A 16,259-nucleotide genomic window follows, 5' to 3' on the forward strand; every position below is an offset into this window, starting at 1 on the left:
AATAGTGCCAGCCTCTTTACATTTACATTAGAAGAGGCTGGCACCTTTTTTAAAATAATCCAAGGCTGTCTTAAATAGAAAGTAATTTCTAAAGTGAGATTGGTTAACTTTTTTTATAAAAAGACAAAGAGCGGGTTCTAAGAATCCGCTCTTTAACAATTAATTCATGCCTTTACTTTCTAGGTATTCATCATATGTACACTTCTTATCAATGATTCCTTCTGGCAGTATTTCAATAATTCTATTTGCTATAGTTTCAACGAATTGGTGGTCATGACAAGAGAATAAAAGAACACTCTTAAAGTCAATTAAGCCGTTGTTTACTGCTGTAATAGATTCTAGATCAAGGTGGTTTGTAGGTTGATCTAATATAAGTACGTTAGCAGTGCTTAACATCATTTTAGATAGCATACAACGAACTTTTTCTCCTCCAGAAAGTACATTAGCTTGCTTTAAAGCCTCTTCTCCAGAGAACAACATTCTTCCTAAAAATCCTCTTAAGTAGCTTTCAGATTTTTCCTCTGAGTATTGACGTAACCAATCTACTAAACTTAAAGTACAGTCATTAAAGTACTCTGAGTTATCTTTTGGGAAGTAAGCTTGAGAAGTAGTTATACCCCATTTAAAGCTTCCGCTGTCTGGTTCAAGCTCACCCATTAATATCTTAAATAGAGTTGATACAGCAATTTCATTACCTACAAAGGCAATTTTATCTTCTTTTCCTACCATGAAGCTAACATTGTCTAATACCTTAACTCCATCTATAGTTTTAGTTAATCCTTCTACAGTTAAAATATCATTACCTACTTCTCTAGCTGGTTTAAAACCTACGAATGGATATTTTCTACTAGAAGGTTGAATATCGTCTAAAGTTATCTTATCTAATAGCTTCTTACGAGAAGTAGCTTGTTTAGATTTTGAAGCATTAGCACTGAATCTAGCAATGAAGTTTTGAAGTTCTTTAATTTTTTCTTCTTTCTTCTTATTTTGATCCTTAGCCATTTGAAGTGCTAGTTGGCTTGATTCATACCAGAAGTCATAGTTACCAACATATAATTTGATTTTTCCGAAGTCCACATCACAAATATTAGTACATACCATATTTAAGAAGTGTCTATCATGGGATACAACTATAACTATACCTTCAAAGTCTGCTAAGAAGTTTTCTAGCCAAGTTACAGATTTCATGTCAAGGTGGTTAGTAGGCTCGTCCAGTATTAGAACGCCAGGTTTTCCAAACAAAGTTTGAGCTAAAAGAACCTTAACCTTTTCTCCACCAGTTAATTCTCCTACATTTTTATAGTGTAAATCTGTTCCTATGCCTAATCCTTGTAATAGAGATGATGCTTCTGATTCAGCTTCCCATCCATTAAGATCAGCAAATTCACACTCAAGTTCTGAAGCCTTTATACCATCTTCATCACTGAAGTCAGGTTTAGCATAAAGAGCATCCTTTTCTTTCATTATGCTATAAAGTTTTTCGTTTCCTCTTATAACTGTTTCTAAAACCTGACAATCATCGTATTGATAATGATCCTGTTTTAATACTGAAACTCTTGTATTTGGAGCTATAATAACTTCACCTGTATTTGCTTCAACTTCTCCTGAAAGTATTTTTAAGAAAGTAGATTTTCCGGCACCATTAGCACCTATAACTCCATAACAGTTTCCAGGAGTAAATTTTAGATTAACATCTTCAAAAAGTTTACGTCCACCATATCTTAAGCTTATGTTACTTACTGTAATCATGTACACTTTCCTTTCTTTAGTTATATTTTAAAATTAATTTAATAATCTTCACACATTTTTTTATTATAGCATATAAATATCATCTTTAGTACTTATAAATTTTAGCATTAAGAAAATACCTATATACTGTATTGTGGATGAGCATTTTCTTCTATATCCTCAGTTGTAAATTGACTTATGAAGTTGTTTATCAGCCAACTAAACAAGCTTTTAAAGCAAGAAATTATTGTTATAAATTGACTTGTCAAGTTGTTTATCTATACAAAATATTTATTCTAGAACCCACTATCTCTTTATAGACGTGTGATTATTATATACATCGAGAATAATGGTTTAAAAAACTATATAAAGAAGTTTGAATTATGGTTTAATTTAAGTAAACTTCTATTTTATAAGCATTTTGGCTTAATTTTAATTTGATATTTTTAGTCAAATTTGATACCATTATTTTAGTAATTATGTTATTTATAAGGAAACTTTTTAATGAATTAGCATCATTTATGAAAGTGAATGGTTTCCTAATGAATACCTCCAACAGAGCAGGTTTATCGACGACAGCAAGTTCGTGCCAGCCTCGTGAATACTGGGTTGTACGGTTTAACTTTAGTTCTTTGGATATTTTATTTAGGAAAGATTTATTTTAGGTTTCTTGTTTTCATATTCTCTCTACAATCTCATGTATCCAATTATCAAAGAATCTTTAATATTGATATAATATTAAACTTTAAGAAATTTTATATAAAATTAATTATTGTAGTTGATATCGATCCATTTACAATAATGTGTTATTCATCCCAGACCTTAGGGTATGGAGGGATTTGGTACAGTTTAGTTGAATGCCTATAAAAATATTTAACAAAGAGAGGGTTTCGTATGTTATGGACACAATAATGGAGTTTTTTAGGGGGCAAGGATTTAAGCGATTTACAATACTAGCTGTTTTGACATTCTTTATATATGTGATGAGAGATTTTGCGAACGTATTTTTAATAACGTTTATACTAACTTTTCTAATGTATAGACTCCAAAGATTTATAGCTAAAATGCTAGCTAAATTTATAAAAATAGAACAAGAGGTTATTGTAATAGCACTATATGTTTTATTTATAACAATGATTGTTTTAGTAATTAGTAAGTATCTTCCTATAATTATAGACCAGGGAATACAGATTACAAAACAGATAATGTCTTTTTATCAACAATCTCATGATGATCCTATAATTAATTATGTAATTGAAAGTACTAAAAGGCTTAATATTGTAGATTACATAGAGCAATGGGATATTGCAATATTTAAGTATATTACAGATGTAAGTAAATGGGGTTTAAATATCTTTATTTCATTAATTTTAAGTTTATTTTTCTTGCTAGAAAGAAATAAGATAATTAGGTTTACTACTAAATTTAAATATAGTAAAATATCAAGCTTCTATAATGAAATTGAATATTTTTGTAGAAAGTTTATTCGTTCCTTTGGCAAGGTTATTGAAGTACAAATCTTAATATCTCTAATTAATAGTATACTTTCTATAATAGCTTTAACATTGATTGGGTTACCAAAAGTGTTAGGGTTAGGAATAATGATATTTATTTTAGGATTAATTCCTGTAGCTGGTGTATTTATTTCTCTAGTTCCACTTTCGTTAACTGCCTATACTGTAGGAGGATTAACAAAGGTTATATATGTATTGATTATAATAGCTGTACTTCATGCGTTAGAAGGATATATATTAAACCCTAAATTGATGTCTTCTAAAACAAAATTACCTGTATTCTATACTTTCATAATTTTAATTGTATCAGAGCATTTTTTTGGAATATGGGGACTTATCATAGGGATGCCTATTTTCATATTTATTCTAGATATTTTAGAAGTTAATAATGATTAAAATAATATTTAGAAACGATAAGTAATTTTACTAAGTGAATCTAAATAAAGCTGATCAGGCTCGATGCCTGATCAGCTTTATTTTTTATGATTAGAAATTGTTGAGGTAAAAATACAATATTATGAATATAGATTAAGATATAACAACAACATATTGTTAAATTATGTAAATGTTATATAATAATAATGTTGAATAATAATTATGGTAATTAATATAAACATATTATAGTTTGTATTAATTAATAAAAATTATCAAAGGGAGTATACGTTATGAGAATATATTCATGGAATGTAAATGGACTTAGAGCAATATTTAAAAAAGATTTTTTAGTATGGATAGAGAATGAGCATCCAGATATACTTTGCATACAAGAAACTAAATTACAAGAGAAAACTTTAGATGAGGAAGGTAGGAACATAGAAGGATATTATTCATACTTTTCTTTTGCAGAAAAGAAGGGATACAGCGGAGTTGCTATATATACAAGGATAAGGCCTACCATGGTTAGATATGGAATGGGAATTAAAGAGTTTGATGATGAAGGAAGGATATTAATTGCTGAGTTTGAGGAGTTTACTCTATTAAATATATATTTCCCTAATGGTCAGATGAGTGAAGAAAGGTTAACTTATAAATTAAGGTTTTATGATGCTATTTTAGACTATTGTAATAATGAAGTTAAGAGTGGTAAAAAGTTGATAATATGTGGAGATTACAACACTGCTCATACACCAATGGATATAAAAAATGCTAAAGCTAATGAGAAAAACTCAGGATTTTTACCTATAGAAAGGAAATGGATTGATAAGTTTATAGCAAATGGATATACTGATACCTTTAGGCATTTAAATCCTGAAACAATAAAATACTCCTGGTGGAGTTATAAATTTAAAGCTAGAGAAAGAAATGCTGGGTGGAGAATTGATTATCATTTTGTATCAAATAATCTATTAAACAAGGTTATAAGTGCAAGGATATTAAATGAGGTATATGGATCAGATCATTGTCCTGTAGTTTTAGAATTAGAATTATAAAAATATTATCTAAATAAAGTATAATGCAGTAATAGAACTATAAAGACATAATTAAATATTAAATGTGAAATAATACTTTTAAGTACAAAGTTTTTAAAAGGGTGGTGTTATTTCATGGAAGAAAAAGTAAACAAGGTTGATACTAAAACTGAACAGGCTATGCAGATGGGAATTAATGTACCAGAGAATGGTTATTGGGGAAATATGAGTTCTAAGGTTTGTGGCATGGTAGGAGGAGCTCAGGGCGGAAATTTTACAAAGGAAGCAGTAAAAGCCTTTGAGAAGAAGCTAATTGAATAAATAACAATAGGGGAGTTGCTTGTAAGTAGCTTCTCTTTTTATTTTTATTAAAAGATAGAGAGTAAATATTTTTAATTAAAAATAGATATTAAATTTAAAAATAACTTTAATGGCTCAAAAAATGAGATATTAACTTGTAATTTTTTGAATAAAAATAAGTACAGAAGTTTTTATGGAGGAATAAGGTTGGAATTTTTAATTGTATTTTTTGTTATTTATTTTTCTATAGCTTTTCATGAATTGGGGCATTTATTTGCCTTAAGACTTACAAAGGTAAGAGCATTAAAATATACAGTTGGGATTGGCACTAGAATATTACAATTGCACCAAAAAGGAATAGTTTATACTTTTAATTTGTTTCCTTTGGGAGGGGTAGTAATTCCTGTTGAGGACGATTATTACAAAGTTAGTGTAACAAAAAGAATTGTTATTGCACTTGCTGGAGTTTGTGTTAATTTAACATTGATCTTAGTTGGGCTTTTAATCTATGTAAAGGGAGATTTAACTTTAGTTTCACATATTGTTAAGGATATTGTTTTACTTTTGAGAAAGGATTTTAGCTATGAGCAAATACATGATCCAATAAATAGATTTGGCATAGTATTTTTTCAGGAAGTAGACAGTGTAAACTTAAATTTTATTCAGTACTTAATTATAATAAATGTTGTTTTGTTTGTTATAAATTTGCTTCCTATACCTCCACTAGATGGTAGTAAGATTATCATAGAACCTGCAAGAGAATTTTTTACGCTTTTAGGAGCAAAGGATAAGACTATTAATGAAATATTAACAATAATAACGATTTTTGGGCTTATTACTTTATTTGTACCTGCTATATTAGATATGTTTTTAAAAAAGATAAGAGAAATTAATATTGTGGAATTGCTTTGTTTTATAGTCATTGTAATTTCATCAGCACTAATAGTATTAGAATATAAAATTATGTATTTATCAAAGCATATAGGAAAATGATGAATAAGAAACTTATGAAGTAAAAAAGCTTATCATGTGGAAATAACCTCAATGATAAGCTTCTTTAATATAAGAGAATTATATTATTTTGAAAAGTACGCTATTTTCTAAATGTATATGAGTAAATAAATCCTGTTCTAAATCTTGAAGTTTTGAGTATACTAGTTTGTATGTTGTACATACATCAAATGGAGCCTGATAGTCATTAGTAATTTCTCTTAATTCTTTTAATATATCTCCTGCGGCATGATGTTCATCTTCTGTTTCTTGTATAAACTTTTTAATATCTATCAGAAGTGATTCATCCTTAGTATTTACATAGGCTTCTATTAAAGGGAATAGAATTTCCTCTTCTTTAATTAAATGCTCCTGAATATCTACCTTAAGTAGTCCAAAAAGTTTATGAATTTTTAAAAGTTCTTCACCGTGGTGATCAAAGTGAACCTTTAGAATTTTAAATATTAATCCGTCTAAAATAGGAAGTTCCTTTTTTGTATAGATATGGTGAATGGATACTATATGATTTATTAAATCTATAGGGTCTTCTTCTTCCCACTTTTTTAATGTAGCACCTGAATCAAAGAATTTTTCATATGCTTTGTTTAACTCATCTAGAAACTCGTTAACCTGTAATCCTTTTTCATTTACTGCTTTATCAAGAGGATCATTTCCACCACAGCAGTAATCTATTTTATATTTATTAAAAATCTCATTTGCTTCTGGAAATTTTAAAACTATATCTCCTAGTGTTTCATTTATTTTAATTTCTTTTAACATACCATAGACCTCCTTATACTTATGCTGCTTTCACAGCTAGATCTGAAACAAATTCATAAATTCTTTCAACTTCGTTAATGATTATTAAAGTTTTTATAAATAATGAAGGTAAGCTTCCCTTTGTTTCTTGTTACAAGTTTATTATATTGGTTGTTACGAAGAAAAACTGTGATTAAAATCAAATTCTAAAAAAATAAAAAAACATGATTGCACTCTTTAAACACAATCATGATTTATACACTGTCTCTATTCTTTTTAAATGTAATCCATTAATGCTTCTTTATCTAATATTATTAAGGTTTTATTGCCTATAAGCGTTATGATTCCTAATTCCTGAAACTTATTAAGTTTTCTACTTATGGTCTCTCTTGTAACGCCAATATAATTTGCCATGTCCTCTCTACTTATAGGAAGCTTAATTTCAATACGATTACCATTAACTTTTCCGTATTTTTCACTAAGTTCAAGGATTAAATTAGCAACTCTTATTTCTGCATCGTTAGTAGCCAGGTTTTGAGCAAGATTTTCTGTCTGCATTAGCCTTTGAGAAACCTCTTTAAGTATTTTTATAGATATTTCTGGATTCTCCATAAGGATTAGATTCATATCTTCTTTATTCAAACTGCAAATGTTAACTGGTGATAATGCATAGGCTGAGAAATTATATGTTTCATTATCACTAAAAATACTAAATTCACCTAAAAAGTCGCCAGTAGTTAAAAGCCGAATAATTTGTTCCTTTCCTTCTTTAGTGATTTTAGTAAGTTTTACTTTGCCATTATTTATTATGATTAGAGAATCAGATAGTTCACCTTCTAGGCAAATAGGTTCCCCCTTTTTATATTCATAGTGATGAATTTTAGAGACTATCTTTACTATATCTTCTTTAGAAAGAGCGGAGAATATAGGTACTTTACTAGCACATAGTTTTGTTTTACATGATATACAGTTACATGTTTTCATACTTATAACACCTCAATTAATGATAATACTTAAAAAGTATTATCTTATTTACTACCATTTCGCAAAGTAAAATCTGGCTCAGTTTTAATAATTTTATTTGTGATGATTTCTAAAAGCGAAGCTCAATAGGAGTGACAGGGCATATAACTCTTTCATTTTTATCTTGATATAATTATGTATTCTTTATTTTAGTATAATTTACAGTTTTTAATGTGATACTAGTAATATAATCATATTGTAATTTTTCTATAATATTTTATAATAAGTGTTGGAGCAATATTTTAGTGATGGTTAAAGTATTGTAATTTTCTTATGTTATTTTATAATACTTTAAGTTTATTAGCTACTATGATATAGAATATAGATGTTTTTAAAACAATAAGTAATATATGATACTTTTTCTAAATTAAAGTTAAATAATAGACTATTTAATAGAAAAAATAATACTAAATATTTTATAAAAATATATAATTAAAAATATATTTCTATAGACATAGTACATAAACAATATAAACTTTTCCATATATATGAAATAAAATATTGTAAAACTTGCATGGCCATTATTTTTTTATAAATTTTAAAAGAAAAATGTTGATAAATTGCAATTTAAATGCTATTATAATTTCAAAATTAGTTTTCTGTTTAGTGTTTTTGAAAGATTAAAATTATTTTGTATCACTATTGATTCTACGGTATTAAAGCTATATGCTTAAGAAGAATAAATAAAGGGGGGACCTATAATGTTTAGTAGAATTCCAAAGGGTCAAGGTATGTATGATCCTATTTTTGAAAAAGATGCCTGTGGTATTGGGGCGATAACACATATTAAAGGTAAAAAATCCCATGGTATAGTAAAAGATGCACTAAAGGTACTAGTAAACCTTGAACATAGAGGGGGAGCAGGTGCAGATATTAAGGTCGGAGATGGTGCAGGAATTTTATTTCAAATCCCTCATAAATTCTTTAAAAAGGTATGTTCCTTTACACTTCCTGAGGAAAGAGAATATGGTGTTGGAATGTTCTTTCTTCCTATGGATGAAAAGAAGAGAGAAGAGGCAAAGGCGCTTTTTGAGAATATTGTACTTAAAGAAGGGCAGAGCTTCCTAGGATGGAGAGAAGTACCTATAAATCCAGAGGATTTAGGTAAAGCATCAAAAGAAGCTATGCCTTTTATTATCCAAGGATTTGTAAAAAGAAGTGAAGAAATAAAAGATACAAATGAGTTCGAAAAGAAACTTTATGTGATTAGAAGAACTTTTGAAAAGTCAGTAGAAGAAGCTTATGTTGCAAGTCTTTCAAGTAAGACTATTGTTTATAAGGGTATGTTAACATCAAAGCAAGTAGAAGAATTCTACTTAGATTTAAAGGATGTGGACCTTGAAAGTGCGATTGCTCTAGTTCACTCAAGATTTAGTACTAATACTTTCCCAAGCTGGGATAGAGCACATCCAAATCGTTATATCATTCATAATGGGGAAATTAACACAATTAGAGGAAACGTAAATTGGATGAATGCTAGAGAAGCAAACTTTGAATCTGATGTTTTCGGTGATGAGCTAGAAAAGGTTGTTCCTGCAATTGGAAGAGAAAGTTCAGATTCAGCTATGTTTGATAATTCAATAGAATTCTTATATATGAATGGAAGACCACTTCCAGAAGTTATGATGATGCTTATTCCAGAACCTTGGAGTAAGAATGAAGAAATGGCTAGGGAAAAGAAGGATTTCTATGAATATCATTCTACAATGATGGAACCATGGGATGGGCCAGCAGCTGTTGCTTTTACAGATGGGGATATGCTAGGAGCATGTCTTGATAGAAATGGATTAAGACCTTCAAGATACTACATAACTGAAGATGACATTATGGTCCTTTCTTCAGAAGTTGGTGTATTAGAGATAGATCCTTCTAAGGTTGTTAAAAAAGGTAGATTAACACCAGGAAGAATGCTTTTAGTTGACACTGTAAAGGGTGAAGTTATTAATGATGAGGAATTAAAGGAAAATTACTCAAAGTTAAAACCTTATGGTGAATGGATTTCTAATAATTTAGTTAAGCTTAACAAGATTTCAGATGATTCTTTTGAAGAAGAAAACATGGATGAATTTAAGAGAGTTATATTGCAAAAAGCATTCGGTTATACATATGAGGATTTAACAACAACACTAGCGCCTATGGCTGAAAATGGAGATGATCCTTTAGCTGCAATGGGTATTGATACACCTTTAGCAGTACTTAGTGAAAAACCTCAACTTTTATATAACTACTTCAAGCAGATGTTTGCGCAGGTTACTAATCCTCCAATAGATGCTATTAGAGAAGAAATTGTAACTTCTGTAAGAGTTTATCTTGGAGGAGAGGGCAATCTTCTTTCAGAAGGTGAGAAGAATTGCAGAAGAATTAAGCTTAATAGTCCAATATTAACTAATAAGGATCTTCATAAAGTTCTTTCTTTAGAGAGTGAAGGATTTAAACATAAAATTTTACCAATAGTGTTTGATAAGAATGCAGGAGAAAAGGGTCTTGAAAGTGCTTTAGAAAGACTGTTCCAGGACGCAGACAATGCTATAGAAGAAGGAGCATCTATACTTGTACTTTCAGATAAGATGGTGGACGAGAATAATGTACCAATTCCAGCATTACTTGCAACATCAGCACTTCACCACCACTTAGTAAGAAACTGTAAGAGAACTAAGGTAAGCATCGTATTAGAATCAGGAGAACCTAGAGAAATACATCATTTCGCTTGTTTATTAGGATTTGGTGTTAATGCGATAAATCCATATCTTGCATATGAATCTATTAAGGAACTTATAGATAAGGAAATGCTAAAGACAGATTATGAGGATGCTGTTTATAAGTATAATAAGGGAGCCTTAAAGGGAATCGTAAAAGTTATTTCTAAAATGGGTATCTCAACTATTCAATCATATAACGGTGCTCAAATTTTTGAAGCAATAGGAATTTCTAAGGAAGTTATCGAGAAATACTTTACTTGGACGCCTTCAAGAATAGAGGGTATGCAATTAGAAGATATAGCAAAAGAAGCGTTGATGAGACACATTCAAGGTTTTGATAAGCTTATAGTAGATTTAACTCTTGATTCAGAGGGAAGTCATAAGTTCAGAAGCTCAAAAGAGGAGCATATGTATAATCCACTAACTATTCATAAGCTTCAAAGTGCTTGTAAAAATGGTAGTTACGAAGAATTTAAGGAATATACAACTCTTTTAGGTACTGATAAAAATGCTATGACTTTAAGAGGATTATTAGATTTTAACTATGTAGAGAATTCAATTCCTCTAGAGGAAGTTGAATCAGTAGAATCTATCGTTAAGCGTTTCAAGACAGGAGCGATGTCTTATGGTTCTATAAGTAAGGAAGCTCATGAATGTCTTGCGATTGCTATGAATAGAATAGGCGGTAAGTCCAACTCTGGAGAAGGTGGAGAAGAAAGCGAAAGATTTATAAGAGATGAGAATGGAGATCTTCGTTCTTCAGCTATAAAGCAGGTTGCTTCAGGAAGATTTGGAGTTACTTCTGAATACTTAGTAGATGCAAGAGAACTTCAAATAAAGGTTGCACAAGGAGCTAAGCCAGGTGAAGGCGGACAGCTTCCAGCTACTAAGGTATATCCTTGGGTTGCAAAGGCAAGACACTCAACAACAGGAGTAGGACTTATATCTCCACCACCTCACCATGATATATATTCTATAGAAGACTTAGCTCAGCTAATTTACGATCTTAAGAATGCTAACACTAAGGCAAGAGTAAGTGTTAAGCTTGTTTCTGAAGCTGGAGTAGGTACTATAGCAGCAGGGGTTGCAAAGGGTGGCGCAGATGTAATATTAATAAGTGGATATGATGGTGGTACAGGAGCTTCACCAAAAACATCAATAAAACACGCAGGATTACCTTGGGAACTTGGTCTTGCTGAAACTCATCAAACACTTGTACTTAATGGATTAAGAGAAAGAGTTACTGTAGAAACTGACGGAAAATTAATGTCAGGAAGAGATTTAGCTATTGCTGCTCTTCTTGGTGCAGAAGAATTCGGTTTTGCAACAGCGCCACTTGTAGTTGTTGGTTGCGTTATGATGAGAGTTTGTAATTTAGATACTTGTCCAGTTGGTGTTGCTACTCAAAACGAAGCATTAAGAAAGAGATTTGCAGGTAAACCTGAGCATGTAGTTAACTTTATGTACTTCATTGCTCAAGAACTTAGAGAATATATGGCTAAGTTAGGTTTCAGAACAATTGAAGAGATGATAGGTAGAACTGATAAGCTTAAGGCTAAGGAAGTTGATAGCTGGAAGGCTAGAAAGGTTGATCTTTCAAGAGTTCTTTATAATCCAGAAGTTCCAAATGATAAAGCTGTTCATTTTGAAAGATATTATGACTATAAATTAGAAGATACTATGGATTCAAAAGTTTTACTTGAAGCTTGTAAGAATGCACTTGAAAATGGTGAAAAAGTTACTGTTGAAGTAGAATCAACAAATACAGATAGAGTTCTTGGTACTATACTTGGAAGTGAAATTACAAGAAGATATGGTGCAAAGGGACTTCCAGAAGATACTGTTACTGTTAAGGTTACAGGTTCAGGTGGTCAAAGTTTTGGTGCGTTCATTCCTAATGGATTAACTCTTGAACTAGTAGGGGATTGTAATGACTACTTAGGTAAAGGATTGTCTGGAGGAAAGATAATTGTTTATGAACCAGAATGTTCAAAGCTTATACCTGAAGAAAATATTCTTATAGGTAACGTTGCTCTTTATGGTGCAACACAAGGTAAGGTATTTATTAAAGGTGTAGCAGGAGAAAGATTCTGTGTAAGAAACTCTGGAGCTTATGCTGTTGTTGAAGGTGTAGGTGATCACGCATGTGAATACATGACTGGTGGTAGAGTTGTAGTTCTAGGTAGCATAGGAAGAAACTTTGCTGCTGGTATGTCTGGTGGTGTAGCTTATATTTTAGATGAAGAAGGCACTAAGGCAAATAGAATAAATAAAGAAATGATTAATATAGAAGCAGTAGAATGTGAAGATGAACAAGAACTTCTTTCAATGGTTAAAGAGCATTATGAAGTTACTAATTCTTCTTTAGCTAAGAGAGTAGTTGATAACTTTGATACTTTAAAGCATAAGTTTATTAAGGTTATGCCAAGAGATTACAAAAAGATGGTAACAGTAATAAAGAAATACGAAGCTTCAGGACTTTCAGAAGATGCGGCAATGCTTGCTGCCTTTGAAGAAATTTGTGGAGTAAAGAAGTAAAGGAAAGAGGGGGAGAAACATGGGTAAACCAACAGGGTTTTTAGATTATGAAAGAAAAACAGCTGGGAAAGTAAAACCACTAGAAAGAATTAAACATTATAAAGAATTTTCCATACCTCTTTCCAAAGAGGAACAAGAAATCCAAGGTGCTAGATGTATGGATTGTGGTATACCTTTCTGCCAATCAGGGATTATGATTGGTGGAGGTGTATCAGGGTGTCCTGTAAATAACTTAATTCCTGAGTGGAATGATTTAATTCACAAAGGACTTTGGAAGGAAGCTGTAAGAAGACTTCTAAAGACAAACAACTTTCCAGAATTCACTGGAAAGGTTTGTCCTGCGCCTTGTGAAGCAGCTTGTACTGCTGGAATACATGGCCCAGCTATTTCTATTAAAGAAAATGAATGTTCTATTATAGAAAGAGCTTACGAAGAAGGTGTTATAGTTCCTAATCCACCAAAGGTAAGAACAGGAAAGAAGGTTGCTGTAATTGGTTCAGGTCCTGCAGGGCTTGCTGCTGCTGATCAAATTAATAAAAGAGGTCATTTAGTTACTGTTTTTGAAAGACATGATAGATTAGGTGGTCTTTTAATGTATGGAATACCTAACATGAAGCTTGATAAAACATTAATTGATAGAAGAATTAATTTAATGAAAGCTGAAGGCATTAACTTCGAAGTAAATGCTAATGTTGGAGAGAATGTAGATACTAAAGAACTTCTTGAAAATTTTGATGCTGTAGTGCTTGCTTGTGGAGCAACTAATCCAAGAGATCTAAAGGTTGAAGGAAGAGACCTTGACGGTATATACTTTGCAGTTGACTTCTTAAAAGAGACTACAAAGAGTCTTCTAGATTCAAATTTAGAAGATAAGGCATATGTATCTGCTGAAGGTAAGGATGTTATTGTAATTGGTGGAGGAGACACTGGTACTGACTGTGTTGCTACAAGCCTTCGTCATGGCTGTAATTCCCTAGTACAGTTTGAAATAATGAATAAACTTCCTTCAGAAAGAGGAGAAAATAATCCATGGCCTCAATGGCCTAGAATCCATAAGGTAGATTATGGTCAAGAAGAATTTGAGGCAGTTCATGGTGAAGATCCTAGGAAGTTTGCAGTTACAGTTAAGAAGTTCGTAGGTGATAATGAAGGTAGAGTTAAAGAAGTTATCACTGTTGATGTAAATTGGGAGAAAAATGAAAAAGGCTTCATGGTACCAAAGGAAGTTCCAGGAACTGAAAAGTCATGGAAGGCAGACTTAGTACTTCTAGCTATGGGCTTCGTAGGAGCTGAAACAAATCTTCCTTCACTTTTAGGAGTAGAGTTAGATGAAAGAACAAACGTAAAGGCTAACTATGGCGAATTTAAGACAAATGCAGATAAAGTATTCGCTTGTGGAGATGTTAGAAGAGGGCAAAGTCTTGTAGTTTGGGCAATCAACGAAGGAAGAGCTTGTGCAAGAGAAGTAGATAACTTCCTAATGGGATATACTATACTTCCATAGATAATATATTTAACAAATTAATTTAAAATATAATTATTAATAATTCCAACATATTATGTATACATAGTATGTTGGAATTTTGTTTTTATAGAGTTTATTAACATAAATATTTAAACTGCCATAGAAATGTTGTAACGTTAGCATATTTACCAATATATTAAACAAAAAGGTGTAAATAGAGTAAAATAGTATCAGCAATTAGCATGCTATGATCAATATGGAGTGGTAATTATGATAAAGGTTTTAATAACAGGTGCAAATAGAGGGTTAGGTTATGAGCTTACAAAGGTATTTTGGGAAAATGGAAATGAGGTTTTTTGTATTGTTAGGAATATTGAAATTTATTACATTTTACTATAGCATAAATGTATAAAGTTAACGTTGAGGAGTAGAAATTATGGATTATAGATTAGAAAAAGATTTAATAGGTTCAAAAGAAATTGATAACTCTAAATATTATGGTATAAATACTGCAAGAGCTCTAGAAAACTTTGAATTGAACAATAAGGCTGTAAACATGGATTTCATTAGAGAAATAGCTGTTATCAAAAAAGCAGCTGCAATTGTAAATATTAAACTTAATACGCTGACAGAGGAAAAGGGAAATGCTATAATTAAGGCAAGTGAGGAAGTTATTGATGGAAAGTTTGATGATCAATTTAAGGTTAGTGCATTCCAGGGTGGGGCTGGTACATCTACAAATATGAATGTTAATGAAGTTATAGCTAACAGAGCTATAGAGATTTTAGGCGGACAGAAGGGTGAGTATGAGATTGTACATCCACTGAATGATGTAAATATGTCTCAATCTACGAACGATGTTTGTCCAACGGCTCTTAGGATAGCGGCCATTAAAAGAATAAGGAAATTAGCTAATGCCTTAGCAGAACTTCAGGAAGCACTTCAGATAAAGGAAAATGAATTTTCAGATATCATTCATCTTGGTAGAACTCAGCTTATGGATGCTCTTCCAATAATGGTAGGTCAAGGCTTTGGAGCTTATGCCAAGGCTATTGAGAGAGATAGATGGAGAATATATAAAGTTGAAGAAAGATTAAGAGTTATAAATATAGGTGGTACAGCTATCGGTACAGGATTAAATGCTACAAATAAGTATATATTTATGGTTACAGATGTGCTTCAAGACCTTACAAAGCTAGGCATTGCAAGATCAGATTTTCCTATTGATACAACACAAAATTGTGATGTTTTTGTAGAAGTTTCAGGTCTTTTAAAAGCATGTGCAGTAAATCTTATGAAGATTTCTAATGATTTAAGGTTATTAGGTTCAGGTCCAAGAGGAGGATTTGCAGAAATCATACTTCCAATGTGCCAAGCTGGTTCAACAATCATGCCAGGCAAAGTAAATCCTGTTATTCCTGAAATGGTTGGGCAGGTAAGCATGAGAGTTATAGCTAATGATACTGCTATAACGTTAGCAGCATCTTCTGGTCAACTTGAGTTAAATGCCTTTATACCACTTATAGTAGAGTGCCTTCTGGAATCGCTTGAACTCTTAGAAAAGACTGTTATAATTTTTAAAGAAAAATGTATAGAACACATTATTGTAAATGAATTGAATTGTAAAGAAAATCTTGAAAGATCTACAGCGCTTGTGACTGCTTTAGTTCATCATATAGGATATGATAAAGCTAGTGATTTAGCTAAAGTAGCTTTAAAAGAAGAGAAATCAATTAGAGAAGTTCTTTATGATGAAGGAACTTATTCAAAAGAAGAAATAGATAAAATATTAAATCCATTTGAATTAACAAGTCCAGGAATACCTGGAAAGTAG

Annotated in this window: 11 protein-coding genes; 8 read left to right on the top strand and 3 right to left on the bottom strand. The window is 31.2% G+C overall.

From position 1 onward, the window contains the following. Positions 1-159: 159 nt before the first annotated feature. Positions 160-1,749 (bottom strand): ABC-F family ATP-binding cassette domain-containing protein, encoded by a 1,590-nt coding sequence (locus CPJCM30710_RS00395; protein WP_212902180.1) that lies wholly within the window; start codon positions 1,747-1,749, stop codon positions 160-162. Positions 1,750-2,627: 878 nt separating this feature from the next. Here CPJCM30710_RS00395 and CPJCM30710_RS00400 point away from each other — a divergent pair. From CPJCM30710_RS00400 to CPJCM30710_RS00415, 4 genes are all read left to right on the top strand, one after another. After that, on the top strand, positions 2,628-3,638 hold the full coding sequence (locus CPJCM30710_RS00400) for an AI-2E family transporter (RefSeq protein ID WP_212902181.1): 1,011 nt from the start codon (positions 2,628-2,630) through the stop codon (positions 3,636-3,638). A 269-nt stretch (positions 3,639-3,907) separates the two neighbouring features. After that, positions 3,908-4,672 (top strand): exodeoxyribonuclease III, encoded by a 765-nt coding sequence (locus CPJCM30710_RS00405; RefSeq protein ID WP_212902182.1) that lies wholly within the window; start codon positions 3,908-3,910, stop codon positions 4,670-4,672. A gap of 114 nt (positions 4,673-4,786) precedes the next feature. Then, positions 4,787-4,972 (top strand): small, acid-soluble spore protein, alpha/beta type, encoded by a 186-nt coding sequence (locus CPJCM30710_RS00410; protein WP_212902183.1) that lies wholly within the window; start codon positions 4,787-4,789, stop codon positions 4,970-4,972. Positions 4,973-5,158: 186 nt separating this feature from the next. Next, a complete protein-coding gene (locus CPJCM30710_RS00415; protein ID WP_246503417.1) occupies positions 5,159-5,944 on the top strand; it encodes a M50 family metallopeptidase in 786 nt (261 codons plus the stop codon). 78 nt (positions 5,945-6,022) lie between these two features. Here CPJCM30710_RS00415 and ric read toward each other — a convergent pair whose 3' ends face one another. After that, positions 6,023-6,721, bottom strand: coding sequence for an iron-sulfur cluster repair di-iron protein (gene ric, locus CPJCM30710_RS00420; protein ID WP_212902184.1), 699 nt, complete (start codon positions 6,719-6,721; stop codon positions 6,023-6,025). A gap of 255 nt (positions 6,722-6,976) precedes the next feature. Next, positions 6,977-7,684: a Crp/Fnr family transcriptional regulator gene (locus CPJCM30710_RS00425; protein WP_212902185.1), complete on the bottom strand. Its 708-nt coding sequence runs from the start codon at positions 7,682-7,684 to the stop codon at positions 6,977-6,979. 740 nt (positions 7,685-8,424) lie between these two features. Here CPJCM30710_RS00425 and gltB point away from each other — a divergent pair. From gltB to CPJCM30710_RS00440, 4 genes are all read left to right on the top strand, one after another. Continuing rightward, positions 8,425-12,960, top strand: a complete 4,536-nt coding sequence (gene gltB / locus CPJCM30710_RS00430; RefSeq protein ID WP_212902186.1) for a glutamate synthase large subunit — start codon at positions 8,425-8,427, stop codon at positions 12,958-12,960. A gap of 19 nt (positions 12,961-12,979) precedes the next feature. Beyond that, on the top strand, positions 12,980-14,464 hold the full coding sequence (locus CPJCM30710_RS00435) for a glutamate synthase subunit beta (protein WP_212902187.1): 1,485 nt from the start codon (positions 12,980-12,982) through the stop codon (positions 14,462-14,464). A gap of 231 nt (positions 14,465-14,695) precedes the next feature. After that, positions 14,696-14,824, top strand: a complete 129-nt coding sequence (locus CPJCM30710_RS17980) for a hypothetical protein (RefSeq protein WP_281413940.1) — start codon at positions 14,696-14,698, stop codon at positions 14,822-14,824. Between the two features lie 37 nt (positions 14,825-14,861). Continuing rightward, positions 14,862-16,259 carry an aspartate ammonia-lyase gene (locus CPJCM30710_RS00440; protein ID WP_212902188.1) on the top strand — a complete coding sequence of 466 codons (1,398 nt, stop codon included), beginning with the start codon at positions 14,862-14,864 and terminating at the stop codon, positions 16,257-16,259.

It is taken from the genome of Clostridium polyendosporum, from assembly GCF_018332455.1.
In the GTDB taxonomy this organism is placed as follows: Bacteria; Bacillota; Clostridia; order Clostridiales; family Clostridiaceae; genus Clostridium_AY; species Clostridium_AY polyendosporum.

Excerpts from the sequence above, each read along its gene's own strand:
- CPJCM30710_RS00410 (WP_212902183.1), top strand. The coding sequence starts at position 4,787 with ATGGAAGAAAAAGTAAACAAGGTTGATACTAAAACTGAACAGGCTATG.
- CPJCM30710_RS00425 (WP_212902185.1), bottom strand. The coding sequence starts at position 7,684 with ATGAAAACATGTAACTGTATATCATGTAAAACAAAACTATGTGCTAGT.
- gltB (WP_212902186.1), top strand. The coding sequence starts at position 8,425 with ATGTTTAGTAGAATTCCAAAGGGTCAAGGTATGTATGATCCTATTTTT.
- CPJCM30710_RS00435 (WP_212902187.1), top strand. The coding sequence starts at position 12,980 with ATGGGTAAACCAACAGGGTTTTTAGATTATGAAAGAAAAACAGCTGGG.
- CPJCM30710_RS17980 (WP_281413940.1), top strand. The coding sequence starts at position 14,696 with ATGATAAAGGTTTTAATAACAGGTGCAAATAGAGGGTTAGGTTATGAG.
- CPJCM30710_RS00395 (WP_212902180.1), bottom strand. The coding sequence starts at position 1,749 with ATGATTACAGTAAGTAACATAAGCTTAAGATATGGTGGACGTAAACTT.
- ric (WP_212902184.1), bottom strand. The coding sequence starts at position 6,721 with ATGTTAAAAGAAATTAAAATAAATGAAACACTAGGAGATATAGTTTTA.
- CPJCM30710_RS00405 (WP_212902182.1), top strand. The coding sequence starts at position 3,908 with ATGAGAATATATTCATGGAATGTAAATGGACTTAGAGCAATATTTAAA.
- CPJCM30710_RS00400 (WP_212902181.1), top strand. The coding sequence starts at position 2,628 with ATGGACACAATAATGGAGTTTTTTAGGGGGCAAGGATTTAAGCGATTT.
- CPJCM30710_RS00440 (WP_212902188.1), top strand. The coding sequence starts at position 14,862 with ATGGATTATAGATTAGAAAAAGATTTAATAGGTTCAAAAGAAATTGAT.